The following is a 26,308-nucleotide window of genomic DNA, read 5'->3' as shown; positions in this document are numbered from 1 at the left end:
GTGGTTGGAATAAAGATGCAGGACTTAACAGCATCAGAAATTACAAATTTAATAGCATCATTTACAACAAATACTATGGCTTCTGTTGTAACATCAGATGTGTTAAAGAAAGCTGAATCTGACGATGTACGCTCTATGTTAGAGTTAGGTGTACAAATTGCGAAGGCTGAAGTGGAAGGTGCTGAGTATTTCATGAATCAGGCAGGGCGTGTACTACCAGTTCCTTTTACAGAGCAAGATATTTTGTTACCTAACGATAAGTACTATTCAGACAACTTTGTTATTTTATTAAAGTATAAACTTGGTCAGGATGCGTTGAATTTATATGTTACGTCGTTATCTACTTCGACAAACCCAGAGGTGCGAGCATTTTACAAAAAATTATCACAAGATACAGCTGAATTGGTGGAAAAATGCATAGAATTAATGGTTAAAAGAGGACTTCATCAACCAGTAATTCATATCCCGAAAAGTGATGAAGTAGAACGAGCACAAACGAAAAAAGTCTTAGGTAAATTCATAGGGGAAAAACGACCTTTAAGTGCTCCTGAAGTGTTGCAAATCCAAAATAACTTTGTGTCTACAGAAGTATTAAAAGAGATTTTACGTTCATTTAGTAAAACAGAAACTTCGGAAATTCGAGAACACTTTGAACGTGGGAAAGATATGTGCTCTAAACACTTAGAGATGATGCAAGCTAAGTTTGAGAAAGAAGAACTTCCTCAAATGCCAACGTGGGAATCAGAAGTTGATACAGAAGGACAGCCTCATTTTTCCGACAGGTTAATGATGTTTAAAGTGTCTTTGATGGTTGGAGCAATTGGCGCTCGTTATGGTGTGACAGCAACTGCTACACTTAGAAAAGATATCGGTGCAACTTTTAGTAAGATGATGGGAGAGGTAGTCTTATATGCAGAAGACTCTGCGGCCCTCATGATCAAGAATAATATGTTTGACGAACCTCCCCTTGTGAAGCTAAATAATAATATCTAAAACATTGTATAGTTAGTTGAGCTAACAGCGCTAGGTTATGTAAATAATCTGGCGTTTTATTTTGTGATTTTTTTATATTTTTATTGAATTATTTCTAAATAAAGTTAAAATACAGTTAGTGCATTACATCACTAATGCACTAGGTTTCTTCGTGAAGAGGTGAGGGAAACGTTGATATTAAACCATGAAAGTATGAAACCAATATATATTCAAATTGCAGAGTGGTTAGAAACGGAAATTATTAAAGGCAGTTTGGAAGTAGATGACAAGATCTACTCGCAGTATCAACTCGCGGACTTGTTGAATATTAATCCGGCAACAGCAGGTAAAGGTTTAACTAAGTTATTAGACGATGGGATCGTTTATAAAAGGCGAGGGTTAGGTATGTTTGTGACTGAAAATGCGCGCGAGCAAATTTTACTTAAACGAAAAAATGAAACGTTAAAAGTGATGGTTGAAGACCTTGTAAAAGAAGCAAATTACTTACAAGTTAGCAATGAGGAGTTGTTACGCATGATTGAAGCTACACGAAATAAAAGGGGGAGTGACTGATGGGTGTTATTACGAGTCGTCAGTTAACGAAGTCTTACCGAAACACTGAAGCTGTTAACCAGTTAACAGTTCAATTTAATGAAGGTGTAATAACTGGATTGATCGGTCGTAACGGTGCAGGTAAAACAACATTGTTGAAAATGATTGCAGGTTTAGTGAAGAAGTCAGGTGGTGATTTATCGGTTTTCGGTGAAGACCCATTAAATAGTTTGAAAGTTTCAGCTAATTCGATTTTTGTTGACGATCAATTGCCACTTCCACTCGAATTTAAAGTGAAAGATGTATTAAAAGAGTTTGAGCGTTTTTATCCTAATTGGGACATTGAACTGGCCGAGCGGTTAATCCGTCACTTTTCAATTGATCTCGACGCACTACCAATTAATTTTTCAAAAGGGAAGCGAAGTACATTTAATGCAATTGTTGGTTTAGCGGCTCATGCACCGCTTACCATTTTTGATGAGCCGACTACAGGGATGGACTACTCTGCAAGGCAGGACTTTTATCGTGCTTTATTAAAAGACTATTTGGAACACCCTAGAACGATCATCTTGTCTAGTCATCTATTAAATGAATTGGAGGATGTATTAGAGGACATCGTTCTTATACATGATGGTCAACTGTACCTCCATGAAACTGTTACGAGTTTAAAAGAGTTTGCGGTTGGACTAACGGGTGATTCTTCTGAATTAAGTTCAGTAACATCGAAGTATGAAGTGTTACATAAGAAAGATGTTGGCTTGAATCAGCAATATGTTGTTATTGAAACTCAGTTAGAAGAAAAAGATGAAGAACATCTTAAAAAAATGGGTGTACAAATTACACCTGTCTCACCAGCGGATGTTTGTGTATACGTAACGAACCGTGAGAATGGAGGGATTGACGATGTCTTTAACCGAAGTAAGCACGTATGATGTAGTGAAAAAGCAGTTTATGCTTAAATTCAAAGCTTTTTCGAAAGTGTTCACAGCCTTAATTATTGCGCAAATCATTGCTATGTTGTTCTCGGCTGGTAGTTCCAGCTCATCAGGAGGATCGTTTGGTTCTGGTCATCAATTGTTTCAATTTTATTATGTCACAGGGGATATTGTTTTTACATTTACATTAATTTGGGCTGTAGCTATACCGTATGGCTTAGTAAAACGAGAGCAAAGGACAATTGATTTTACGTTTGTTTCTAACCGAATTACGAACCACTTATCCAACTTTGTCTTCTTAACTGTAATGAGTTTGGTCGGGGCATTAATGGCATTCGGTTCTTCATTATTACTAAGAACATTGCAGTATTTATTTCATACTAACGTTTATGTACAATCGTCTCTTACTTTTGTAGAGGTTCTTACTATAATTAGTGTTATGTTTTTATATATTTTGTTACTAGCTATTATAGGATACACAATGGCTCTTTTAATGAACTTACATGCTGTTATGAAAGTGGTTGTTCCAGTGACAGTACTAGGGTTCGCCATTTTTACAGCTGTCTCGCCTATTTATTTTCTTGAATCGTCATTGTTCTTGTTGTTTGTGAAAGTATTGTTTACCGTGTTAGCGCTATTGGGTGCAATATTAATGTTTTCAGACCGATGGGAGGTTAGGTGATGATTGAATTATTAATGACCTTTTTACCGCTGATACTTATCATGTTCGTTATTTCAGTATTGGTTCTTATATTTAAAGGAGGCTCGATTTTACCTAACCGCCTAACAAAACACCAAAATCGAATTGTAATAGGTGGTTATACTTTAGTTTTATTTGTAGGTAGTATATTTTACTTTGTCGTCGTTAATGATGGGCGAGAATTAGCTGATGGAGAAGAAGTAGAAAATGAGGTTTCACAAATATATTCAGAGTTATCTAGTGGGGCTTTTGATGACTTTGACCGTTTGACTGCAAGGGAGTCTTTAAGTTTGGAAGTATTAGATGAGGTCACTATTGAATGGAGGAGCTCTAGCCTACCAAACTATAATACTGTTGTATATATAAAAGAAAACGAAACACTTGATCATTCTATGGAGGTGACAGTTTACACGCCAGAACATATACTCGTAAGTGGTGTAGCTATTGATGGCCAATATATCGCTCCAACGGTTAATGGTCAGCAAGGTTCAGTTCAAATTGGGGTGCCAAAAGAGGTTAGGCTTGAGAAGCGGGTGATTTCACATGAGCAAGCCGTTGCTCGTTTTCTTAATTCTGACTATGACGTAAGGGATCGACTAACTCGAGGGAGAAATGAAGATACTTTTAGTGCGTTAGTCATTGAGTTACCCCCTGGTGTAGAGATGAATAGTGAAGTTGATCAGTTGTTTGATCAGAGAGAAAGCTGAATCTCAAAAGAGGTTCAGCTTTCTTAATTGATATGAGATTAGAAGTTTGTCATCGAAATCGGCTTATGTCGAGTATAAAAAATTTCATTAATCGTGCTTACATGTTCTTCGTTAGAAATGGCGACTTTGTCGTATAAATGAAGTTTCTTAAAATCAATTACTCCTAGAACTAAACTAGACAAGTCTGATATATCAATTGTGACAGTTGAGTCAGCTTTAGCACCTTGGATCACAGTTGGCTTTCCGTTTGTGAACTTAACTGTTACATCACCAGCATTATTAGAGTACATCGAGTCAGTCACTTGAAAAGTAATTGTATAATTCGCGTTGTTAAAGTTATGTTTTGATAATTGTTCAAAGAATCGTTTCACATTGATGATTCTATACATTAACCCAAGTCCTGACCGATTCGTCTGGTGGTATACGAAGTTAATGAGCTCATCAGATCCATCCCTTGCATCAGTGAAGAAATGGTGAATCGTTTCATCTTGTGTTGGGAAAGAGATTCGATGTACTTGGTCTTTTTGTGAATGGAAAAAGGTTGATAATTGTTGTAAAGCATCTTTATCGGTATAAACGAACTCATGGACGATGATGTTGCTTGATAAGAAATTGTTCGTTTCTTGACGTGCCCTAAAAGAAAAGATCGCATATCCAGTTAATTTGTCTTTTTTCTTAACACCGACAACTTTAATGTCAAACTTCTCAAATGCTCGTTTGTATTGGAAAAAGCTCTTCTTCATTAGCCCGTGCTTTTGTGCTGCGAAAGAATTATAACAGTCGACTATTGTTTGTCCTTCTTCTTGTGTTATAAATTCAAGATTTTCTTTATGTTTGAAGTTTGGAAAAGCATGCGGTGCAACAGTGTAAACATCTTTTTTAAGTCCGTAGCCAAAACCCATTTGATAATAAAAGTCTGGTCTAAACGCATATAATGCAGCTAACGCATAACCTCTTTGATCAAAGTAATCTAAATAAAAATCAACGAGCGATTTTGCGACACGTTCTTTCTTGTGTAATAAGTCGACCCCTACTGAGCTTAACCCACCCGTTGGAAGGAATTGCCCAAACACATTCATCTCGAAATCAAATAATTTCATAGAGCCAATTAGTTTGTTGTTTTTAAAAACACCATAAGGTACAACACCTTCAGCTTGACTGAGAAATTCTTTTTCTTGTTTAACTAACTTCTCAATTTCTTCTTCACTACTAGCTGGGTTTGATGTGTAAGCTTGTTCGTGCAATATGACATTATCTCGGTATTCTTCTTCACGTATTTGTCTTACTTCGTGCATGTTGACGCCTCCTTAATAGCTTTATTATAGAACTGTTGGGACAATTATCCAAGAGAATGTAAATTGTTTAATAACTTAGTCGTTTATTTTAAATGTTGATTTTAACAACTATTTAACTTGATTTATAGGTAAAAAATACTAATCGTTTAATTTTTCTGGCAATTCAGTCTAATTATTTGTATAATGATTATTGATAAAAATAATGGAGGGTTGTGGATGAGAAAGCAAGTTAAAAAGGCGGGTCTGGTTTTAATAACCTTTTCAATATTAATGTTGTTAATGGTAGCGTCTAATTATAATCAGTCTAACGCCTCAATATTAGGACTGACAGAAAAAATATCGGACAAGTTAATCGAAACATTAGAGTCAGTTGATGATGCACTATATCATGATGTTGTTGTCGTATTTGATGATTTAGAGAATGTAGAAAAGCTTGATCAATTCAATCGTAATTATCACGAATATGAACACTTGCCTTTTGCAAGAGTTTATTTAAACCAGGACGAAATTGTTGAAGTATCTCAATGGGATGAAGTTAAGTTTATCGAACCTAACCAAGAATTGTCCCTATTTAATGCTGAAGGTCGGGAAATGACACAAGTAGATACTATGCAAGAAGAGTACGGATATACTGGTGATGGAGTAGAAATAGCTATTATTGATACAGGGTTGGATGGTTTACATCCTGATGTACAACACAATCAGTTGAGAAACTGGCAAGTAGCGGGTACCGTTTTAACAGATGACCATCTATATGTAAGTACAACACCAGATGGTACAAACATTGAAACAAGTGTATATGATGCTGAATTAGAAGTAGGAGCACCTGTTAACAATGATGAATATGGTCATGGTACCCATGTTTATGGAACCATTGCGGGTAGTGGAGAAGCTTCTGATGGCCATTTACGCGGGATGGCACCAGATGCAGACGTGCATAGTTATAGCACATCAACTGGTATGTTATTAGTCTATACATTGGAAGCGTATGATCATATCATTGATTTAGTAAAGAATGAAGAAGCTGATATACGGTTGATTTCAAATAGTTGGGGTTCTGATGGGTGTGAATTTAACCCTAATAACGCCACGAATGTAGCAGCAAAAGAGGCTTTTGATTTAGGGATATTAAGTGTCTTTGCATATGGAAACTCTGGTCCAGACAGTGATACATGTAATCCGTATGCCGCATCACCATATGTTTTAGGTATTGGTGCGACTGATAAGTCTTTTGATGTAACCGGCTTCTCGTCTAGAGGAAAAGAAGATGCAAATTATGATCGTGAATTAGCATTACAGAATGCAGAAGCTTACTATAACGCTACTGTTGAAGAACAAGAAAATTGGGATTATGAAAGTGATCCAATAGGTTTATATCGACCATCTGTAGTAGCCCCAGGTGCTGACATCGTTTCAGCGCAAAACCCACTACATGCTATGACATTAAGTGGTACTTACTACGGTTCAGCAAGTGGTACATCAATGGCTACACCAATGGTTACAGGTGTATTAGCATTAGTAATTGAGGCATATGAACAAAATCATGAGGGAACTTTAAGTCCTGCACAATTAATTCGTTTAGTGGAAGTGACTGCTGATCAAGATGTTATGCACGGATACCATGAGTATGAAGCTGGTGCTGGTTTTGTTGATGCTTACTTAGCAGTTGCAAGTGCTGTAAATGGTGATATTCCAGACGAAGTGACTGGAGATGATTTAGTAACTTATGAAAAACCTGAAGATGTTGTTGTTGAAAGTGGTTCTTATGAAGGGCAAGTTGCGATAAATTCATGGGAGACAAACGAAGGATATGAAACGCATACTTTTGAAGTAGAAGAAGGAGCGCTAAACGCAACGGCTAATATAGATTGGGGATTGGCACTTGAAAACATTTACATTTCATTATATGGACCTAATGGAGATGTGACAGATGTTGATGCTGCGGATGCACAGTCTGCAGGGTTACTAGATTTAGAGAGTGAGCGTTCTGTTTCCGTGAACTTCCCTGAACCAGGTACTTGGACAGTTCGTGTCGATGGAAGAGCGAATACGCTTACGAGTTACGAAGGTGAATGGCATGTGGAGTATCCTGAGGATTTGAACTATGATCCTGAAACAGTTTTACAAGTAAGTCCAGAAGTTGTTTCTGGAAATGAAGGTGTGGATGTGTATGCTGAAGTGTCCGATCCAGATGGTCTATCTGATCTTGAGTCGGTTGATTTAATAGTCGAATCCGCCAATGGTAACACATTGCACCATTTTAAGAAAAAGGATTTCAGTGAAAAGGATAGCACTTTAGAGTTAGAGAAATCGGATTTGAAACTAACGGCTAAAGCACCTTGGTTTGTTAAATTAATTGCTGAAGATTCAGCAGGTAATGTAACTTATGAGCAAGCTCTGGTTGGAAGAGAATAGTAAGAAGGAAAATCGCCGGAATGTGTTCTGGCGATTTTTTTGGTAATGTAGGGAGTTAACAGTGAATGGAAGAAATTAGTGTCATTATGTGTTAAATTAAATGGAGGGGAGTGATTAAATGCGAAAGCGCGTTATACTTGCAGGCGGATCCGGTTTTTTAGGAACATCTTTAGCTGATTATTTAGTTGAAGAGGGTTATGATGTTATTATTTTAACGAGAAATGGTTCTAAGGTTTCTGAGAATGGAGTTCGCTATGTCCAGTGGGATGGTGCAACTTTAGGTGATTGGGCTACTGAAGTGGATGGTAGCTTCGCGGTTGTTAATTTTACAGGTAAAAGTGTAAATTGTATTTATACTAAGGCGAACAAAGAAGAAATTGTCTCATCAAGATTGAATTCAGTTCATGTTGTAAGTGATGCGATCAATCAGGCTGAGAATCCTCCATCAGCTCTTATTCAAGCAGGTTCTTTAGCTATTTACGGTGATACTCGTGAAGAGTGTGATGAAAACGCCCCTCATGGTGATGGGTTTTCTGTAGAAGTTTGTGAGAAATGGGAAGAGGCGTTTTTTGATCAAACGTTTGATGAAACACGACAAGTCTTGTTTAGAATAGGCTTTGTCCTCGGTCAAAATGGTGGTGCACTAGAACCGTTAGAAAAGCTTGCACGTTTAGGGCTAGGAGGCACTGTTGGCTCAGGTAAACAATACATAAGTTGGCTTCATATTGATGATTTAAATAAAATGTTTCATGAGGCAATTGAAGATGAACGTTATAACGGTATATACAATGCGACAGGTCCAAATCCTGTAACTAATCAAACGTTTATGCGTGAATTAAGGCAAGCGATGGGGAAAGGCTGGGCTCCACCAGCGCCTACACCTTTTGTTTGGCTTGGAGCCTATACGGTGATGCGAACTGAACCAAGCCTTGCTTTAACAGGAAGGAATTGTGTTCCAAGAAAGTTAGAAGAAGAAGGGTTTCAATTTCAATATACGAATTTAAGAGAAACCTTAAAAGAGTTGGTATAACGTAATAAAAAGGTCCACTCACTTTGTGAATGGACCTTATTTTATTATTTATTATTTAATTTAAACTCATTGATCAACTCATTTAAATGTTCGCTAGAAGAGTTAAGTTCTTCAGCGGAGTTGGCTAATGATTGTAAGGCGTTTGTCTGCTCATCAATTGTTGCGCTAATCTCTTCATTAGAAGCGGCTGTTTCCTGAATATTAGAAGAGATGGTTTCTACTGATGAAACAACATGATCTTTATATTGGCTCATATCTTGAATGGCTTGAACGTTTTGCTCAACACTTTTCGTAATGTTTTGTACGGAACTACCGATATCGTTAAAGACTTGTACAGTCGTTTCAACGATTTCGTTTTGTGAATCAGTTGTTGCTTTAGCTTCATTCATTTGGTTAATCGCCTGGTTGGATTGACCTTTTACATTTTCTATTATTTTACGGATCTCTTCAGTTGACTGAGATGATTGTTCGGCAAGTTTTCGAACTTCATCAGCAACTACGGCAAACCCTTTACCATCTTCACCAGCACGGGCAGCTTCGATTGAAGCATTTAATGCAAGTAAGTTTGTTTGCTCTGAGATATCATTAATCGTATAAATAAAGTCGCTAATTTTTTGAATTTGATTATTAAGCTCTTGTACAACACTTTCTGCTTGTTCAAATTGTTGTTTAGACTCTGTAGAGTACTCAGATAGTTGATTCATCTGGCTAAGCCCTTTTTGATTAACGGTATTTGCTTCGTCAGCCAATTGATTCATCGTTACACTGCTATTAGAGATAGACTCAATCTGTTCACTCAATTGATTGATTTGTTCAGTCATTGTGTCTAAGCTTTCCGCAGATTGTTGTGCACCGTTTGCAATTTCATCCATTGTTCCTTGTATTTCTTCATTAGAAGCCGTCGTTTCTTCAGATACAGCACTGAAGTTTTCAGCTGATGAACGAATGACTTCGGCAGATTCATTTGTGCGTTGAATTAAATTCTTCATGTTATAAACCATTTTATTAAAATGTTCATATAAAAAGCCGATCTCATCCTTCGAATTGTGTTCAGCTTGCACGGTTAAATTACCATTGGCTACTTCATCCATTTTCTCTCGTAAAGTCGTAATAGGCTTTGCAATCCGGTTAGCAAAAATGTAAATACCTAAAGCTAGTAGTGAAATAACGATCACACCAATAATTATTTGTTGGAATAACATTTCATTTAATGATGCATATACTTCACTTTCAGGTACAGCAATTCCAATTGTCCAACCTGTACTAGGGATTGTTGTGTAATAAACACGGTTTGTTCCGTTATTCAGTTCAGCTGCAAATTGACCTTCATCATCGTCTAATAGCTGTTCGCTATAATTAGCGAAAGCATCAACTTCTTCTATTGAACTGTTCATGACGATCGAATCATCAACGTGTGCAATCATTTGGCCAGTATTATCAAAACTAAACGCCCAACCTGTATCATAGACTTGTATTTCTGAGATGATATTTTGGATTTGAGTTAAATCAATGTCAGCTGTTACAACACCATTGAAGTTGCCGAAACGATCTTCAAAAGGCACAGTAGTCGTAACCATTGTGATGTCTGATGCTTCATCGAAATATGGATCTCCCCATACAGCACCTTCAGCACCTTCAGCTTGTTCGTACCATTCCCAGCTTGGATAGTCATATTCTGGATCTTCATATACGTCAGTGTATACGGTAGAGCCTCCATCTTTGTATACGTAAGGTCCGACGTATTCAGTATCTTCGTCATAAGCATAAGGCTCAAACCATATTCCAGAACCGAATGTGTCAGTATTGGTTATGATGTTACGTTCTAGCAGTTCTATGTATGCACCTTCGTTAACTGAATCTCCAGTAGCTGAAACTGTTCCAGCAATTGATTCAGCTAATTGTTCGTGACTTGCAAAACGTTCTTCAATCTGATTAACAGAGCTGTTTTGTAAGTTTGTAATTCGGTGTTCAATTTCTTCATCTAATTGGGTTTTGGATATGTTGTATGAAAAGAGCATGAACATTGCTAACCCAACAACTGTCAGTGGGATAAAGATAAGTAATAACTTTCGTTTTAAGCTCGAAGTCCCGTTCATAATTAACCTCCAGTTAAATTTATTCAAAATAAATTTAACACTTTAGACTTATCGTGTCAAAAAAACAAGAAATTTGTCGTAAAACGAAAGACTTATATTGAGAAGTGTGTAGCGAATAAAAAACCACTTGTCATACGACAAGTGGTTGGTGGATTATTGATCTTTTTTCATTTTAGTCATTTCAGTCATCTGTTTCCAAATAGACCCTTGTGCTGCTTCACCTTCTTGAATGCGTGATAGTGCCATTTTTGCTTGCATACGTACTTCGAATTCAGGGTCTTCTAAAGCCTTTTCTAATGCTGGGATTGCTGTCTCATCACCATACTCATATAGAAACATCGCCGCTCGCCAACGAATGATTCGGCTTTTGTCTTCTAATCCTTCAATCATAATTGGAATAGCTTCAGTGAATCCTAAGTCTGAAAGGCAATCACCAGCTGTTCGTCTAACTGTCACTGTTTTATCTTCTAAAGCTTTATATAAATAAGATAGTGTTTGACGGTCTTCCACCATACCTAAATACGCAGTCGCTAAACGGCGAATAGACATTTTAGGGTCGTCTAATGCTTGGCCTAACAATGGTAAATCATCAATTGTAGGGTCAGGCATACGATCGAGTGCAGCGTAACGCGCTTTCCAATCATCTTGTTGTAGCTTATCTTCAGTTAGTGGCTCTAATACTTTCGCTTGGCTTGCATCAGCTTGTTGATCTGATGTTGCCAGTTTCACTAACGTATTTAACCGTTTTTCATCATAAGTTGCTTCAATCTCATCGACGATATCTTGCCCAACCTCATTGGGGTCTCCGTATCGCGGGTCCTGTTCAACCCATTTACGCTCCATTAACATGTTTGTCGACTCTTTTGATGCTTGCATGGCCGCGTCGGTAAAGCGCTGTGATAGTCCAAACCTTTTCTCGTCTTCGTTTTCTTCAAGCTTAACTTGCATCGGTATGCCTCTAAACATTTGAATGGAAATTTTCACTTCACCAAAATCCTCATCTTCTGGTTGAGGCTGAGTACCAGATGCTTCTTGATCGTTATCAGTTGCTCCTAATGCTTCTTTAACTGATGGGAGAATAGCTTCCCATTCAACTTTAGGGTCACGTTCTAAAGCGATAAAATCAATCACTCGATAAAGTTCTTTTACACCTTCAACCTTAAACAATTGACGAACGTATTCGGGAGCAGATGATAAATCATCGTCTCTTTTGAAAGTCTCTGTTTGCATATCGGGTAATGTTTTATCAACATTAATCTTCATAGAATAAGGGCTAGGAGTTGGTTCGATTGAGATGATCTTCATATAGTTCCCCCTCACAAAATTAGTTACCCCTATTTTATCACAATCAACATTTTACTGACGAAACTCCCACAAATGTCATCATACAATCGAAATAAATAAACATATAATATTAGTAGAACGGGTAAAGTATTTAAAAAGTTAGTGGAGGAGTAGACGATGAACCAACCCTATCCATTTAATTCAATCACAAATATAGTCATAGTTGTGTTGTTGACGATTTATCTTTTCTTCATGTTTTTCTTCTCAACACATTGGTTTTGGGTCATGATTTTTGTTGGTGGTTTTGCTTATGCGATTTATGAGTTGAGAATGTGGATTAAAGAACCGAAAGAAGAAAGGGATTTATATTTAATATATGGTTTACTTATATTTAGTTTAGCTTTGTTTGGATATGCTTTTTTCAATTTGCTTTTATCTAGCATTTTAGGGTAGTTGAGTTAAAATAAACCAATATCTCAACAAATTTATGCCAGTTGCACAATAGTATTGTGTGGCTGATTTTTTCTGTGGTATGATTACCTAGTTGTTTATCATACTAAAGGAAAAAGGTGTTTTTTGATGAAGGGCTTAATATATTCAATAATGTTTTACGTACTAGGCATGATCACACTTTCATTTGGTGTTACAATGCTGATTTTGTCTGATTTAGGAGTTGGTGCATGGGATGCGCTATTTGTAGGACTATCAGATTTAATTGGTTTTACAGTTGGTACGTGGATTTTTACAGTTGGTATTTTGTTAATTATTATAAATAAATTTTTATTAAGAAGTAAGTTCGATTACTCAGCAATTCTTACGATCTTCTTAATAGGTGTATTTATTGATTTTTGGCTTTTAGTTGTTTTTGATGGTGTGATTATTACTGAAATGGCAGCACGTATTGGTCTATTAGGACTAGGTGTTCTTGGAATGGGTGCAGGTATTGGTATGTATTTACAACTTAACTTTGCACGTAATCCAATCGATAACTTAATGATGGCAGTACATTATCGCACAGGGTTAAGTTTAGCTGTTTCTAAATCTGGATTAGAAATTATTGTACTCATTATCGCGTTTGTAATAGGTGGACCGATTGGTATTGGTACTATTATCGTAGCGTTCGGTATTGGACCATTAGTGCAGTTGTTCTTTAAACAGTTTGGCAAAATAAAATCAATCCTAGCAGGAGAAGCTGAACCTAATACTTAGGTGGTATTAGTCCTTTAGGATTAAGACGTTTAAACTAGTTATTTAAAGGTAATTAAATAACTAGTTTTTTCTATGTTAATTTATGATCTGAGGTTTTGGGGGTAAATATGAGTCAAAGACAAATGACACAGTATAAAATAGGTTCCAAATTTCTAATTATACTTGCACTTTTATTAGTTGGTCAGTTTGCTGATCGAATTGTTGAGTTGTTGTTTGGCGAACAACAATGGAGTGGAAGTGATTGGCCAGTTTTATTTGATTTAATGTATGTCTTGTTTATAGTAGCGCCGGTCGTATTTGTTTTTTTAAAACAGATTCAGAGACATTTAAAAGAATTAGAGAAAAAAGAAGCGTTTATGGAAAATATTTTTGAAAATATGTATGAAGGTGTTTCTGTTGTTGATGGACAAGGGAACTTAACGAAAAAGAATAACATCATTAATGACTATATTGATTTAGATTATAATCACTACATTCCATTTGAAGAATGGACATCTTATGTGACATATTTGGATCCGCAATCTGAAGTGAGTATTGAACCTAAACAACTACCACTTATGCGTGCTTTAAGAGGCGAGAAAGTGCAAGACCAACAATTATATGTTATGTCTAAAAATGGTGTGAAGAAATACTTATCAGTTAACGCAAAATGTCTATTAGATGATAAAGGGCATACTGTAGGTGCAGTTTCTGTGGCTCGTGATATTACGAAGCGAAAACAAATGGAGCAGGCGTTAGCTGAAACGAATCGAAAATATGAAATGATTGCTAAAAATATGAGTGACTTAATTGTTATTATTGATAAGGTGGGCCGTTTAACTTATGTTTCACCTTCGCATGAAACCGTTTTAGGCTATCCGCAAGAAATGTTTACTAAGGAGGAAGCGCTAAGCTTTGTCCATCCTGATGATCAAAAAATAATGCAACACTTATATGATGATATTCTCTTAACGGGAGAGACAAAAGAGGCGGAGTACCGCGTGAAGCATCGAGAGCGCGGCTGGATATGGATTGAAGTATTAGGTTCACCGATCGAACAACAAACTTCCAATTCAGCGTTAGTACCAGATGAAATTTTACTCGTATCGAGAGAAATTACCGAAAGAAAACAGCTGGAAGACCAGTTAAAACAAATGGCCTATTATGATGAGCTGACAGATTTACCTAATCGTAAATTGTTAGATATGCATTTAAAGAAAGCAATGGCGCGTGCAAGCCGTAAGGGCGAAGTGTTGGCTGTTATGTTTATTGATTTAGACGGTTTTAAAGAGGTTAATGATCAATTAGGTCATGAATCTGGTGATGAGTTATTGAAAGTGGTTGCCACACGTTTTGTTAGCTGCTTGAGAGAAGAAGATTTCGTATCACGATATGGTGGGGATGAGTTTGTCGTTATTTTAGAAAATATAGGTGAAGAAGGGGCTAAAGATGTTGCAGAGCGTATTATTGAACAACTCTCAAGACCGATTGCTATAAAAGGTGAGGAAGTACTTGTATCACCAAGTATTGGAGTTAGTCATTATCCACATGATAATGAGGTCCTTGATGTGTTGTTAGATCAAGCCGATCACGCAATGTATTATGCCAAAAGTAAAGGGAAAAACACATATCAGTTGTATCATGAAGATCTTCCAGAAGTGAAGTCGATCACCAACAATCCAATAAGTAAACTTATTAATCAATTTAAAAGTTAGAAATACCCCCGCTTACCATATCTGTTGGTTTGTGGGGGTGTTGTTCTTTTTAAAACCGGTCGATTAAAGTGGAAAATATATAGCCAGCACCAAGACCAATGGCTGAGTAGATCGCCATTATTTGACCAACAGGGAAAAATACATCACGGTTTAAGTCTACTAGTGCAAAAAAGAGCATAATGACACTCATTGCTAGAAGTGGTCCAAAAACGAATATATAAATTTCAATACGAGTAAAACTGCGAATCTGGACAACTCGCAAAATGAGAGCTAACAGCGCTGTAACAAGAAGCAGTATGAAGTAGTGTTGAAAGCCCAAACAATCAGCCCCTAAACATCTAGCGTAAGTGACACTATTAAATCATACGCTACTGCAGACTAATTTATTATTAATTTACCATTTCGCTTCATGGTCTTCAGCCCAACCGAGAAGGTTTGTAATTTCTATTTCGTCTCCTTCGTGTAGCTGAACGGTTCCCGAATAGTAGCCGATTAATTGATTTACGCTTGATTTAACTACCCCTGAATTTGTTCGTGCTTTTCGTTCAAACAATGGTTCAAACAATAGCTTGATCCGTCTTGATTGAGGTGTTTGGATGATCCACGGTTTCATATAATTATGGTGGTCATAAATCCAGTCAAGTTGTTCATCCACTTTATGAAGGCGTCCATCAATAATTAATCCATTTTCAGTTTGTCCGGTCCCATCAGTCCATTGCCCTCCAAGGTTAATGCCAATTCGTGTATCCCCAGTAAAACCAGAAGCAGCACCCCAGTTCCATTTTGAATGATAAGGCCATTTTCCTCTTCCGAAATCGAGAGTGGCAAAGGCGTAAGTAGGTTGAAAAGAATAAGTACCAGCGTACCATTTAACTTCACCCCGAACAGGCAAGGCAACTTGTTTGGATGTGAATTGGAATCGTTTATCACTCCAAGGGATCACAACGTTTAATGTGTCAAATTCACACGCTCGGTCAACGACTAAATGAGCTTGTAATGATTTCCCTTCATGAAAATCCTCCCATTGAACGTCAATTTTCGCTAAATCGTCTGTTTCGACAAATTCAACAGTAATGCCGTCTTTTTCAAAATACGCTGAGTCCCAAACGTTATCCGACATAATTGTTCCTTTAGCAAATGGCATGACAACTGTTTGCTCTTTGAAATTTAAAGTCTCTAAGTCAAGAACATAAGCAAAAATAACAGCTGCATAATCTAAATGAGAGATTGTAACCGAGAATAAAGCTTCGTCACTTGTGAAGCACCAGTAATTCCATTTCTTTTTACGAAGAAAGCTTCCAGATAAATTACAGGAAGTGAGCGGTGTTCGAGACCACCCAATTGCTTCATTGTTTAATGTTCCATTACGGTCACATAATTGAACAGGGGTTAATATTTCTTCACTGACCATGACATATTCCTCCATAAAACTATTTATGTAGTTATACGATTTTTGGGTTGCGAATTCCTCTAAGTATAGTAATTTTATGTTAAGATGGTGGAAATTAGTGGTTGTAGGGGGAAGAACAGTGTCTTTATGGAAGTTAATTGTTGTGCTGTTATCTATTACGATCCTTATGGCGATACCAGTTGAATCACAGATTCATGCACCAGTTATTTATTATCTCATTATTATTCCTTTGTCTATTATTGTATTAGCTTTTGCAGTATTTGAAAGGCGTATTGAGAAGTCGAGAAAAAAGCGGTGGGATCGAATACGTAAGTGGAAAAGGTGGCAAGGGATTAGTTATTACATTACTATACAATTTGTATGGATTAATATGTATATGGTGTTTTTAGCGTATGTAATTTATGGTCTAAATCCGATCTTATGGTTAGCTGAGCTTTCTATTAATATAAAAATATTTTTAACATTAGTTTTCGTACTTATGTCTACTCTTGGTGGGTCAGTGACCTACTATGACAGAGGCAAAAAGTATGGTTTTAAAAAGTTAAGTGAAATTATGAAGTAGGAGGGGTTATGTTGTCACAGCAAAATCAGGGAAACCAAGAAATAAGTGGGCTAGCTATTGCATCATTGATCTTAGGAATATTAGCGGTCATTGGCTTACTAACTTACTCAACCATGACGATCTTATTTAGTATTATTGGGACATTGATGGGGATTGTAACTATTGGCTTAATTCGTAAAAACGGTAAATCAGGATTAGGTTTAGCAAGAGCGGGCTTAATATGTAGCTTAGTATCTTTAGTGGTTACTGTTAGTTTTTTAATTTACGTACTTCTAATTACATAGGATTATAATACTTTCCTCTCATTGCGGAGAAGCCTTGATACTGGTGTAATAGAGGGTGGATAATATAAGAGAGGAAGATGGCATGAGGGTAGTTGTTGGAGCAGCTTTAATATCGGCTCTACTAGTTTTAGCAGCATGTGATGATCCAGTTGAGCAAACCGATTCGTCTAAGGAAGAAACGATCGATGAGGCGGAAAAGGTTGAACAGGATGAGGATGAAGAAGCAACTGAAGAAGAGAATTCTAACAAACAAGAGACGGAACAATCCACCAACCAAGAACAAGAAGTACAAGGTGAGCTAGAAGTGTTTTATTTCGATGTCGGTCAGGCGGACTCTACATTGATACGACATGATTTTGAAGGTGAGACTTATAAGGTTTTAATTGATACAGGGGATTGGCAAAGTAGTGATGTCACGCATTATTTAAACGATTTAAATGTTGAAGTGATTGATCTAGTCATTGGCACTCATATTCACGCTGATCACATTGGACAGATGGATGAAGTAATAGAGAATTTTAATGTAGATGAAGTGTGGATGACAGGTAATGAAGGCTCTTCGGAAACATATGAGAGTGCTATAAATGCAATTGAAACAAGTGACGTCAATTATCATGAACCGCGTGCTGGTGAAGAGTATGAAGTTGGTTCACTAAATGTGGATGTTGTACACCCAAATGTTTTAACGGGCGATTATAATGACGATTCCATTTCAGCACATATGACATATGGTAATGTGTCATTCTTATTTACAGGGGATGCTGAAGAACGTGGAGAAGCGACAATGCTTGAAGGTGACTATGAATTAAGTGCTGACGTTTTAAAACTTGGACACCACGGGTCAAGTTCTTCAACCAATCCAACATTTTTAGAGACTGTCGACCCGCAAGTGGCAGTCTACTCTGCTGGTGCTAACAACAGTTATGGTCACCCGCATAAAGAAGTTGTAGAAAGAGTGTTGAATGAAAATATTGATTTGTATGGAACTGATGTTAACGGTACAGTGACGATTACGACAGATGGTGAATCTATTAATGTTGCGACTCAACATTCAGGGGAAGTTGAAGCTCAAGATCAAGAGGTAGAACAACAAGAAGGCCCACCAACCAGTACTTCTGAATGTATTAATCTTAATACAGCATCAAGTGAAGAGCTTCAGTCGATTGTTCACATTGGTCCTGATCGAGCAGCTGATATTATTGATTTACGTCCATTTGATGCAGTTTCAGAGCTGACTCAAGTATATGGAATTGGCGATGGTCGCTTAGGTGATATTAAATCAGAAGATGAAGCATGTGTAGGAGGTTCATAATGGGGCAAGTTCAAGGTGTATTAGATGAAATTGTTGATGGTCAAACTGCCGTCATTTTAGTTGAAACGACTAAACAAACATTCCATTTGCCGATCTCACAATTGCCAGAAGGAAGCCAAGAAGGTATATGGTATGATATAAGAATCGAAAGTAATCAAATTGTAAAGCTAACTATTAATGAAGAGAAAACTAAGGAACAAGAAGAATCCATTAGTAACCGCCTAAATAGACTAAGGAAAAACAGTAAAGGAAGCAAGTTTAAAAAGAACTAGGAGTTGGAGCAATGTACGGATTTTATAATAAGTTGTCGACTGAAGTATATGATCTTGATAAACCGATTGGCCATTCGTTTGGAGATATTGAGTATTACTCAGACCGATTGAAAGGTGTGGAAGGTAGAATATTAGAGCCTGCAGTCGGGACAGGGAGAGTAATGATCCCGTTAATAGAATCTGGTTATCAAGTTGATGGGATGGACCTTTCTGCTGATATGCTTGAATTATGTAAAGACCACTGTGAAGCTCGAGGAATTCCAACAAGGCTATTTCAAGGAAGTATGCATACAATGTCCATTGATGAGCGGTACGAAGCTATTATTTTACCGGCAGGATCTTTCTTATTAATTGAAAATCGTGAACAAGCGATGCAAGCTTTAAGTAATTTCTATAAACATCTTGAATCAGGTGGCAAGTTAATTCTTGATACCTTTTTAACGACTGATTTTGAACAGGGGCGTATTGACACGAGTGAATGGATGACATTAGATGGAGATGTTATTACTTTGGATCGAAAGCTAGTTGAGGTTGATTTTGTAAACCAGTTTACAGTAGCTCACCATAAATATGAAAAATGGCATCGTCAACAGTTTGTTGAAGCGGAGTTAGAACGATTTCCACTCAAATGGTATGGCGTTGAAGAGTTTAAGTTAATGCTAAAAGAAGTCGGGTTTGAAGATATTGTTATAAGTGCTGATTATCAATATAGTGTTGAGCCAACGAACTCCGAGCAAACAATAACGTATGAAGCATATAAGAGATAACTTTTTTTGAATTGTCATAACGATTATAATGTAATCAATATGATTGATGTGGGGGCGATGTCTTTGAAAATGAAAGGTAAAACGATGGTTTGGATTTTAATCGGCATTGTCGTCGTAATGGCCTTTGTCATTTACTTCTTGTTTACTTTTATCCAAAACAGAGGCTTAATTGATGAATCGATGGCTTTGGTTAATATGATGTGATTAAGAAAACCGCTAGATTTAATCTAGTGGTTTATTTTATAATGAGCGACTTAACAGTTCTGTTACTTCGCAAACCGAAGTTTTTCTGTTAATATTAAATATTAGTAGATCTACATATGAAAGAAGGAATAAGATGTCGATAGAAGACCAACAACAAAAGGAGAACATAAAACGTGTTCCTCTTATGATTGTCCTTATATCAGGAGCTTTTGTTGCTATTTTAAACCAAACTTTGCTAGGCACAGCCTTGCCACATATAATGACAGACTTACAAATTGATGAAGCTACAGCGCAGTGGCTTCAATCGATTTTTATGCTCGTTAATGGTGTTATGATACCAGTTACTGCTTTTTTAATAGGACGGTTTACGACGAGGGCTTTATTTTTAACAGCGATTGGCTCATTTACTGTCGGTACACTCGTCTGCGCAATTGCACCTAACTTTGAAGTGCTATTAGGTGGAAGAGTACTTCAAGCAGCAGGTGCAGGTATTATATTACCTTTAATGCAAACAATTATCTTTCTGATCTTCCCAATAGAAAAACGTGGTTCAATTATGGGGATTTTCGGTTTAGTTATTTCATTTGCTCCTGCGATTGGACCAACGTTATCAGGGTGGTTAGTTGAGCAATTTGTATGGAGAAGTTTATTCTGGGTTGTTTTACCGATTGCTATTATTGATATTATTGTTGCTTACTTTATTCTTAAAAATGTAACGAAGCGTGATTTCCCGAAAATTGATGTATTATCCATTATTTTATCAACACTTGGGTTCGGTGGTTTATTATACGGATTTAGTGTTGCAGGAAATGTCGGTTGGACACATCCAGAAGTTTACGTCTCAATGGCGGTAGGTGTTGTAACCTTATTAATCTTTATTAGTCGTCAATTGAAACTTGAACAACCGATCTTAGAGTTTCGTATCTTTAAGTATAAAATATTTACGATCTCTACAGCTATTGGAATGACAGCATTTTTCTCAATGATTGGTGGAGCAATTGTCCTTCCGATCATGATGCAAAATACGTTAGGGTTTACTGCATTTGAAGCAGGTCTCATGTTGTTACCAGGTGCAATCCTTATGGGGATTATGAACCCTATTACAGGGCGAATGTTCGATAAGTTTGGACCGAAGTGGTTACTTTATGTGGGGTTAACATTAACGACCGTTTCAACATTTATGTTCTCAGTTTTGACACCTGATACATCATTTACTTATTTAGCGACTGTGAATGCTTTTAGAATGCTCGGGATCGCCATGGTATTAATGCCTGTTACGACAGCAGGTTTAAATGTCTTACCAGAAAAGTTAATATCACACGGTTCAGCGATGAACAATACGTTAAGACAAATGTCAGGTGCGATTAGTACAGCTTTAATGGTAACGATCATGGTGACCTTAGCTGTACCAGGTGAAGGGGTCCAAGGGGAGTTGCAAGGGGTTAACGCCTCGTTCTTCTTAGCAGGAATCTTTTCATTATTAGGTTTAGTCTTAGCTTACTTTATGACGAGAATTAGTAAAAAAGAAAATCAAGAGTTAGTAAAATAAAAGTTGGGCGCATCTTTGCGCCCAACTTTTATTTAATGAAATGTTTGTTTATATATGATTCAACCTCGTTGTTAGTTCTCTTATTTAATATGTCTTCAACTGTACGGTCAATCTCTTCATAATTTAAGTTTCTAATCTGATGGCGAGCTTCCAGAATAGTTGAAGCGCTCATGCTAAATTCATCTAATCCTAGCCCTAATAAAATAGGAATTGCAACTTCGTCACCGGCCATTTCGCCACACATACCAGTCCATTTGTTCTCTTCGTGAGCAGCATCAATAACTTGCTTAATAAGGCGTAAAACCGCGGGATGATATGGTTGGTATAAATGGCTTACGTTTTCGTTCATACGGTCAGCTGCTAAAGTATACTGGATTAAGTCATTTGTCCCAATGCTAAAGAAATCGACTTCTTTAGCAAATTGATCAGCAAGAACGGCTGTTGATGGAATTTCGACCATGATTCCAACTTCAATATCCTCATTTACAGCTATTTCCTCAGCTAATAAGTTTTCTTTTTCTTCTAACAAAATCTTTTTAGCTTCACGAAATTCTTCAAGTGTTGCAACCATTGGGAACATAACTTTTAAGTTACCATAAACACTTGCTCGTAATAGAGCTCGAAGTTGTACACGGAATATATCATCACGCTCTAAACATAAACGGATAGCACGGAATCCTAAAAATGGATTTAGTTCTTCTGGTAGATTTAGGTAAGGCAAATCTTTATCCCCGCCAACATCTAGTGTACGAATAACGACAGGCTTATCGTCCAATGTTGACAATACTTCTTTATAAGCTTCGAACTGTTCTTCCTCAGTTGGTAATCGATCACGGTCCATGTATAAGAATTCTGTTCGGAAAAGACCGACTCCTTCTGCATCATTTTCTAAGACTGTATCCAAATCTTTAGGTGATCCTATATTAGCAGCCAATTCAACTTGGTGACCGTCAGATGATACAGATGGCTGGTTAATTAACTGTTTTAATTGTTCTTCTCGCTCTTGCTCTTCCTCCATCTTTCCTTTAAAGTATTCAATTTCTTCCTCGCTAGGTTCAACAATTACCGTTCCGTTTTGACCATCTAGGATAACAGTTGTCCCCGCTTTAATGGTTTCGGTTGCATTAGTGGTACCAACAACAGAAGGTATTCCCATAGAGCGAGACATAATGGCAGAGTGTGAAGTTCGACCACCAATATCTGTAATGATTCCTTTAGTGTAATTACGGTTTAATTGGGCTGTATCAGAAGGAAGAAGATCATGGGCAATCAGAATAACTTCATCTGTGATATCGCTTGTTGTCACTAATGGTTCACCTAACAGATAGGAGATAACACGCTTTGAAACATCACGAATGTCAGCAGCGCGTTCTTTCATATACTCGTTATCCATACTTTCGAAGATAGTAATAAATTGATTTGCTGAATCTTGTAAGGCTTTTTCAGCATTCATTTGTTCTAATTTAATTTTATCTTTAACAGTATTTAGAAGTTCAGGGTCTTGCAAAACGAGTAAGTGAGCGCTAAATATTTTTGCATGTTCTTCGCCAATTTCTTTTTCTACATGATCTTTAATTTTTTCTAGGTCATTAACAGCATGGTTAATTGATTCCTCGAAACGAACTAATTCCTCATCAATATCATTAACTTTATACTCTTTTACACTTAGATTAGGACTTTGTAGTACGAATGCTTTTCCAATTTGAATTCCCTTGGAAGCACCAATACCTCTTAAATCGGTCATATTCATTCATCTCCTTATAATAAAAAATCATAAACATTCAATAATAATTATATAATTTCTCTTTATAACTCTTTGACACCGCTTACACTATCTATTATAATCATAATCAATCACATTCAGTCAATAATAATCAAAAACAATCAAATGAAAATGAATAGGTGGTGCTTCGCCATGCTATATAGTGAAGAACGAAAAAATAAAATTCATGCATACGTTGAGAAGCATAAGCGTGCATCAGTACAACATTTATGCGATGCATTTAATGTTTCAGAGTCAACTATTCGAAGAGATTTAAGTGAATTAGAACAAGACCATTTGTTGAGACGCACACACGGTGGTGCTATTGCATTTGAAAGCGTTAACTTTGAACCAACTGTCACTGAAAAAGCAGACCGCTTTCAAAAGGAAAAACAAATAATTGCTACTCGTGCAGCAAGTTATATTCAAGAAGGTGACACAATCTTAATTGATGCCGGAACAACAACATTACCTTTAATTTATGAGATTAAACATTTTTCTTCGTTAACAGTTGTCACTAACTCTGTTGTTCATTCAGAACTATTAAAGGATTCTCCGCAGATCGAAGTGGTTGTTCCTGGTGGAAGGTTAAGGCATGAGACACAAGCATTAGTTGGACCGATTACAGATCAAACGTTAAGTCTTTTACATGTTGATAAAGCGTTCATCGGCACGAATGGTATAGATTTAAGTGACGGTTTAACGACACCAAACTTAATAGAGGCATCTACTAAACGTACGATGATTAGTCAATCATCAGAGGTGATTGTGTTGGCTGATCATAGTAAGTTTGAAAAAGTAACTTTTGCGAAATTTGGTGACATTGACGATATAGATCGATTTATAACTGATGAACAAGTCGACCAATCTTTCGTATCGGAGTTTCATCAACGAGGTGTCAAACTAGATATTGTATTACTTCAGGAGGATTGAGCATGACACAACCGCTAACGATGACACTTAACCCAGCAATTGATAAGACAATAACTTTGCCAACGTTCGAATTAGGTGGCTTAAACCGTTTGACACACAAGCCAGTTATCGATCCTGGAGGTAAAGGTGTTAACGTAGCAAAAGTTCTTAATCAACTAAATACACCAGTAACAGCAACTGGTTATATAGCAGGTCAATCTGGGCAAAAGTTTGTCGAAGAATTAACAAGTTTAGGAATTAATACAGCTTTCCAGAATATTCAGGGAGATATTAGAACTAATTTAAAAATTGTTGATCAATCGAGAGAACAAACGACTGAGATAAATGAACCAGGCTTTTCAGTTGAAGATAAAGATATTCTAAAATTCAATCAAACATTTGATGAATTATTGAATGACACATCTTACCTTGTATTGGGAGGGAGTACCCCAAAAGGAATTGGCGATGATCAGTATAGACGCTATATTGAATTAGCTAAACAAAAAGGTGTTAAAACGATATTAGATGCAAGTGGAAGCGCGCTTAGAGAAGGTTTGAAAGCGAATCCATATGCAATCAAACCTAATATTCACGAACTAGAGGAACTTTATGACACAAGTTTTGAAACAAAAGACGATGTTCTGAAAGCTTCCCATCAGCTAGTAGAGGGTGGTGTCCAATTAGTTATTGTTTCTCTAGGGGCGGATGGAGCTCTGTTTGTAGGTAGGGAAGAAAGTTATGAAGTGAATCCATTTAAGATAGTCCCAAAAAGCACTGTTGGCGCAGGGGATTCGATGGTAGGTGCAATTGTATATGCACTTAATCATAATTTTTCATTAAAGCAATTATCAAAGTGGTCAACGACTGCAGGGACAATTACAGCATCAAAAGCAGGTACAAATGTCTGTACCTTAGCTGAAATAGAAGAGTTAGTTGATCAGGTTCATGTTCAAGCTATTAAATAATTTGGGGAGGTTAGAAACATGAAGAAGTTATTAGCTGTAACGGCTTGTCCGACTGGTATTGCTCACACATTTATGGCTGCAGAGGCTCTTGACCAAGCAGCGAAAGCGAAAGATGTGAGTCTGAAAGTTGAAACAAGAGGTAGTGTCGGTGCTGAAAATGAATTAACAGAAGAAGAAATACTTGAAGCACATGCTATTATTTTAGCAGTTGATACGAATGTGGATGAAGATCGATTTGAAGGGAAAAACGTCATTCGTGTAGGGGTTAGTGAAGCGATTAAAGATCCGAGTGGCTTAATAGATCGCGTTTTAGAAATGGAAGAGAAGTCAGCAGACGAATATGTTGAACAAGTTCAAAACAAGAAAAAAGAAAAAGGTGCTGAGCGACAAGGGTTTTATAAACATTTAATGAATGGTGTATCCTTTATGATCCCGCTTGTTGTAGCAGGGGGCCTATTAATTGCATTATCTTTTGTGTTTGGAATTGATGCCGCTGAAAATGAGGGGTCTCTTGCCTATTATTTAATGGAAACTGGAGGAGCAGCTTTTAGTCTAATGGTTCCTATTCTTGCTGGTTATATTGCTTATTCCATAGCAGATAAACCAGGATTGGCTCCAGGTTTAGTTGGTGGTATGCTCGCAGAACAAGTAGAAGCAGGCTTTTTAGGTGGTATTATTGCAGGTTTCTTAGCAGGTTATGTGGCTTTATTAATTAAGAAATATTTCAAAGTTCCAAGAAACTTAGAAGGCATTATGCCAGTACTCGTTATTCCTTTCTTTGCAACGTTAATTACTGGGTTGTTAATGTTTTATATAATTAATGATCCTGTTGCAGGCATTATGGGTGGTTTAGAAAATTGGCTTCAATCAATGACAGGTGCCAATGCCTTTATTTTAGGCCTAGTACTAGGTGGTATGATGGCGATTGATATGGGTGGTCCTGTAAATAAGACAGCTTATGCATTTGCTGTAGGATTATTAGCAAGTGAAATTTATGGACCAATGGCAGCTGTTATGGCAGCAGGTATGACTCCACCACTTGGTTTATGGTTAGCAACAGTTATTGCTAAGAAGAGATTTACAAATGAGGAGCAAGAAGCAGGTAAGGCAGCGAGTGTTCTTGGAATCTCCTTCATTACTGAAGGTGCGATTCCGTTTGCAGCTGCAGACCCACTACGTGTAATCCCATCTTTAGTTGCTGGTTCAGCAGTTGCTGGTTCACTAGCTATGATATTTGAAGCAGCCTTACGCGTACCTCATGGCGGTGTGTTTGTGCTATTCATTCCAAACGCAGTAACAAATGTTTTACTTTATGCACTAGCGATTGCAATTGGTACAGTTGTTACAGCATTATTTGTTGTACTATTAAAGAGGAATTCACCTCAAGCAAAAGCAGCACAAGCTAACGAGTAAATAGCG

General features: G+C 37.1%; 26 protein-coding genes. 20 read left to right on the top strand and 6 right to left on the bottom strand.

Annotation, left to right across the window (positions count from 1 at the left end; translation table 11 throughout):
• Positions 1-15: 15 nt before the first annotated feature.
• The 5 genes from AHA02nite_RS10375 (at position 16) to AHA02nite_RS10355 (ending at position 3,866) form a co-directional block, all read left to right on the top strand.
• The gene (locus tag AHA02nite_RS10375; protein ID WP_146817043.1) at positions 16-993 is read left to right on the top strand and encodes a DUF3231 family protein; all 978 of its coding nucleotides are present in this window, start codon (positions 16-18) and stop codon (positions 991-993) included.
• 171 nt (positions 994-1,164) lie between these two features.
• Complete coding sequence (locus AHA02nite_RS10370) at positions 1,165-1,545, top strand: GntR family transcriptional regulator (RefSeq protein WP_174758190.1); 381 nt, start codon at positions 1,165-1,167, stop codon at positions 1,543-1,545.
• Positions 1,545-2,456, top strand: coding sequence for an ABC transporter ATP-binding protein (locus AHA02nite_RS10365; protein WP_146817039.1), 912 nt, complete (start codon positions 1,545-1,547; stop codon positions 2,454-2,456). The genes AHA02nite_RS10370 and AHA02nite_RS10365 overlap by 1 nt, the downstream gene beginning before the upstream one ends.
• Positions 2,428-3,141, top strand: coding sequence for a hypothetical protein (locus AHA02nite_RS10360; RefSeq protein WP_146817037.1), 714 nt, complete (start codon positions 2,428-2,430; stop codon positions 3,139-3,141). Before AHA02nite_RS10365 ends, AHA02nite_RS10360 begins: the two co-directional genes overlap by 29 nt.
• Positions 3,141-3,866, top strand: a complete 726-nt coding sequence (locus AHA02nite_RS10355; protein ID WP_146817035.1) for a hypothetical protein — start codon at positions 3,141-3,143, stop codon at positions 3,864-3,866. Before AHA02nite_RS10360 ends, AHA02nite_RS10355 begins: the two co-directional genes overlap by 1 nt.
• Positions 3,867-3,904: 38 nt before the next feature.
• Here the strand turns inward: AHA02nite_RS10355 and AHA02nite_RS10350 are convergent, their stop codons facing one another.
• The gene (locus AHA02nite_RS10350) at positions 3,905-5,161 is read right to left on the bottom strand and encodes a GNAT family N-acetyltransferase (protein WP_146817033.1); all 1,257 of its coding nucleotides are present in this window, start codon (positions 5,159-5,161) and stop codon (positions 3,905-3,907) included.
• Positions 5,162-5,377: 216 nt separating this feature from the next.
• Between AHA02nite_RS10350 and AHA02nite_RS10345 the strand changes: the two genes are divergently transcribed.
• On the top strand, positions 5,378-7,576 hold the full coding sequence (locus AHA02nite_RS10345) for a S8 family peptidase (protein ID WP_146817031.1): 2,199 nt from the start codon (positions 5,378-5,380) through the stop codon (positions 7,574-7,576).
• A 118-nt stretch (positions 7,577-7,694) separates the two neighbouring features.
• On the top strand, positions 7,695-8,606 hold the full coding sequence (locus AHA02nite_RS10340; RefSeq protein WP_146817029.1) for a TIGR01777 family oxidoreductase: 912 nt from the start codon (positions 7,695-7,697) through the stop codon (positions 8,604-8,606).
• A 44-nt stretch (positions 8,607-8,650) separates the two neighbouring features.
• Here the strand turns inward: AHA02nite_RS10340 and AHA02nite_RS10335 are convergent, their stop codons facing one another.
• A complete protein-coding gene (locus tag AHA02nite_RS10335) occupies positions 8,651-10,702 on the bottom strand; it encodes a methyl-accepting chemotaxis protein (protein ID WP_146817027.1) in 2,052 nt (683 codons plus the stop codon).
• 153 nt (positions 10,703-10,855) lie between these two features.
• Positions 10,856-12,007 (bottom strand): conserved virulence factor C family protein, encoded by a 1,152-nt coding sequence (locus tag AHA02nite_RS10330; protein ID WP_146817025.1) that lies wholly within the window; start codon positions 12,005-12,007, stop codon positions 10,856-10,858.
• A gap of 156 nt (positions 12,008-12,163) precedes the next feature.
• Between AHA02nite_RS10330 and AHA02nite_RS10325 the strand changes: the two genes are divergently transcribed.
• From AHA02nite_RS10325 to AHA02nite_RS10315, 3 genes are all read left to right on the top strand, one after another.
• Positions 12,164-12,439 carry a hypothetical protein gene (locus AHA02nite_RS10325; RefSeq protein ID WP_146817023.1) on the top strand — a complete coding sequence of 92 codons (276 nt, stop codon included), beginning with the start codon at positions 12,164-12,166 and terminating at the stop codon, positions 12,437-12,439.
• Between the two features lie 126 nt (positions 12,440-12,565).
• Positions 12,566-13,195, top strand: a complete 630-nt coding sequence (locus AHA02nite_RS10320) for a YczE/YyaS/YitT family protein (protein WP_146817021.1) — start codon at positions 12,566-12,568, stop codon at positions 13,193-13,195.
• Positions 13,196-13,302: 107 nt separating this feature from the next.
• Complete coding sequence (locus tag AHA02nite_RS10315; protein ID WP_146817019.1) at positions 13,303-14,889, top strand: sensor domain-containing diguanylate cyclase; 1,587 nt, start codon at positions 13,303-13,305, stop codon at positions 14,887-14,889.
• 49 nt (positions 14,890-14,938) lie between these two features.
• Here the strand turns inward: AHA02nite_RS10315 and AHA02nite_RS10310 are convergent, their stop codons facing one another.
• Both AHA02nite_RS10310 and AHA02nite_RS10305 read right to left on the bottom strand, forming a co-directional pair.
• A complete protein-coding gene (locus tag AHA02nite_RS10310; protein ID WP_146817017.1) occupies positions 14,939-15,208 on the bottom strand; it encodes a hypothetical protein in 270 nt (89 codons plus the stop codon).
• 75 nt (positions 15,209-15,283) lie between these two features.
• Positions 15,284-16,300: a DUF2804 domain-containing protein gene (locus AHA02nite_RS10305; protein WP_146817015.1), complete on the bottom strand. Its 1,017-nt coding sequence runs from the start codon at positions 16,298-16,300 to the stop codon at positions 15,284-15,286.
• A 118-nt stretch (positions 16,301-16,418) separates the two neighbouring features.
• On the opposite strand from AHA02nite_RS10305, the gene AHA02nite_RS10300 reads away from it, so the two are divergent.
• The 7 genes from AHA02nite_RS10300 to AHA02nite_RS10275 all read left to right on the top strand — a co-directional run bounded on the left by AHA02nite_RS10300 (position 16,419) and on the right by AHA02nite_RS10275 (position 21,250).
• On the top strand, positions 16,419-16,862 hold the full coding sequence (locus tag AHA02nite_RS10300; protein ID WP_146817013.1) for a hypothetical protein: 444 nt from the start codon (positions 16,419-16,421) through the stop codon (positions 16,860-16,862).
• 11 nt (positions 16,863-16,873) lie between these two features.
• Positions 16,874-17,146 (top strand): DUF4190 domain-containing protein, encoded by a 273-nt coding sequence (locus AHA02nite_RS10295; RefSeq protein WP_170236066.1) that lies wholly within the window; start codon positions 16,874-16,876, stop codon positions 17,144-17,146.
• A 55-nt stretch (positions 17,147-17,201) separates the two neighbouring features.
• Positions 17,202-18,458, top strand: a complete 1,257-nt coding sequence (locus AHA02nite_RS10290; protein WP_246118847.1) for an MBL fold metallo-hydrolase — start codon at positions 17,202-17,204, stop codon at positions 18,456-18,458.
• A complete protein-coding gene (locus AHA02nite_RS10285) occupies positions 18,458-18,730 on the top strand; it encodes a DUF3006 domain-containing protein (RefSeq protein ID WP_170236065.1) in 273 nt (90 codons plus the stop codon). The genes AHA02nite_RS10290 and AHA02nite_RS10285 overlap by 1 nt, the downstream gene beginning before the upstream one ends.
• 11 nt (positions 18,731-18,741) lie before the next feature.
• Entirely contained in the window at positions 18,742-19,497 is a 756-nt protein-coding gene (locus tag AHA02nite_RS10280) for a class I SAM-dependent methyltransferase (protein ID WP_146817007.1), read from the top strand.
• A 63-nt stretch (positions 19,498-19,560) separates the two neighbouring features.
• Complete coding sequence (locus tag AHA02nite_RS15150; RefSeq protein WP_218025418.1) at positions 19,561-19,701, top strand: hypothetical protein; 141 nt, start codon at positions 19,561-19,563, stop codon at positions 19,699-19,701.
• 133 nt (positions 19,702-19,834) lie between these two features.
• Positions 19,835-21,250, top strand: coding sequence for a DHA2 family efflux MFS transporter permease subunit (locus AHA02nite_RS10275; RefSeq protein ID WP_146817005.1), 1,416 nt, complete (start codon positions 19,835-19,837; stop codon positions 21,248-21,250).
• Positions 21,251-21,278: 28 nt separating this feature from the next.
• Here the strand turns inward: AHA02nite_RS10275 and ptsP are convergent, their stop codons facing one another.
• Entirely contained in the window at positions 21,279-22,994 is a 1,716-nt protein-coding gene (gene ptsP, locus AHA02nite_RS10270; RefSeq protein WP_146817003.1) for a phosphoenolpyruvate--protein phosphotransferase, read from the bottom strand.
• Positions 22,995-23,165: 171 nt separating this feature from the next.
• On the opposite strand from ptsP, the gene AHA02nite_RS10265 reads away from it, so the two are divergent.
• The 3 genes from AHA02nite_RS10265 to AHA02nite_RS10255 are packed head-to-tail and all read left to right on the top strand — an operon-like array spanning position 23,166 to position 26,302.
• Positions 23,166-23,945: a DeoR/GlpR family DNA-binding transcription regulator gene (locus AHA02nite_RS10265; protein WP_146817001.1), complete on the top strand. Its 780-nt coding sequence runs from the start codon at positions 23,166-23,168 to the stop codon at positions 23,943-23,945.
• A gap of 2 nt (positions 23,946-23,947) precedes the next feature.
• Positions 23,948-24,889 carry a 1-phosphofructokinase gene (gene pfkB, locus AHA02nite_RS10260; RefSeq protein WP_146816999.1) on the top strand — a complete coding sequence of 314 codons (942 nt, stop codon included), beginning with the start codon at positions 23,948-23,950 and terminating at the stop codon, positions 24,887-24,889.
• Between the two features lie 18 nt (positions 24,890-24,907).
• Positions 24,908-26,302: a PTS fructose transporter subunit IIC gene (locus AHA02nite_RS10255; RefSeq protein ID WP_146816997.1), complete on the top strand. Its 1,395-nt coding sequence runs from the start codon at positions 24,908-24,910 to the stop codon at positions 26,300-26,302.
• Positions 26,303-26,308: the final 6 nt, after the last annotated feature.

The organism is Alkalibacillus haloalkaliphilus (assembly GCF_007991275.1).
GTDB lineage: Bacteria > Bacillota > Bacilli > Bacillales > Alkalibacillaceae > Alkalibacillus > Alkalibacillus haloalkaliphilus.
Note: the sequence above shows the minus strand (reverse complement) of the source record. Positions and strands in the feature narration are given on the sequence as shown.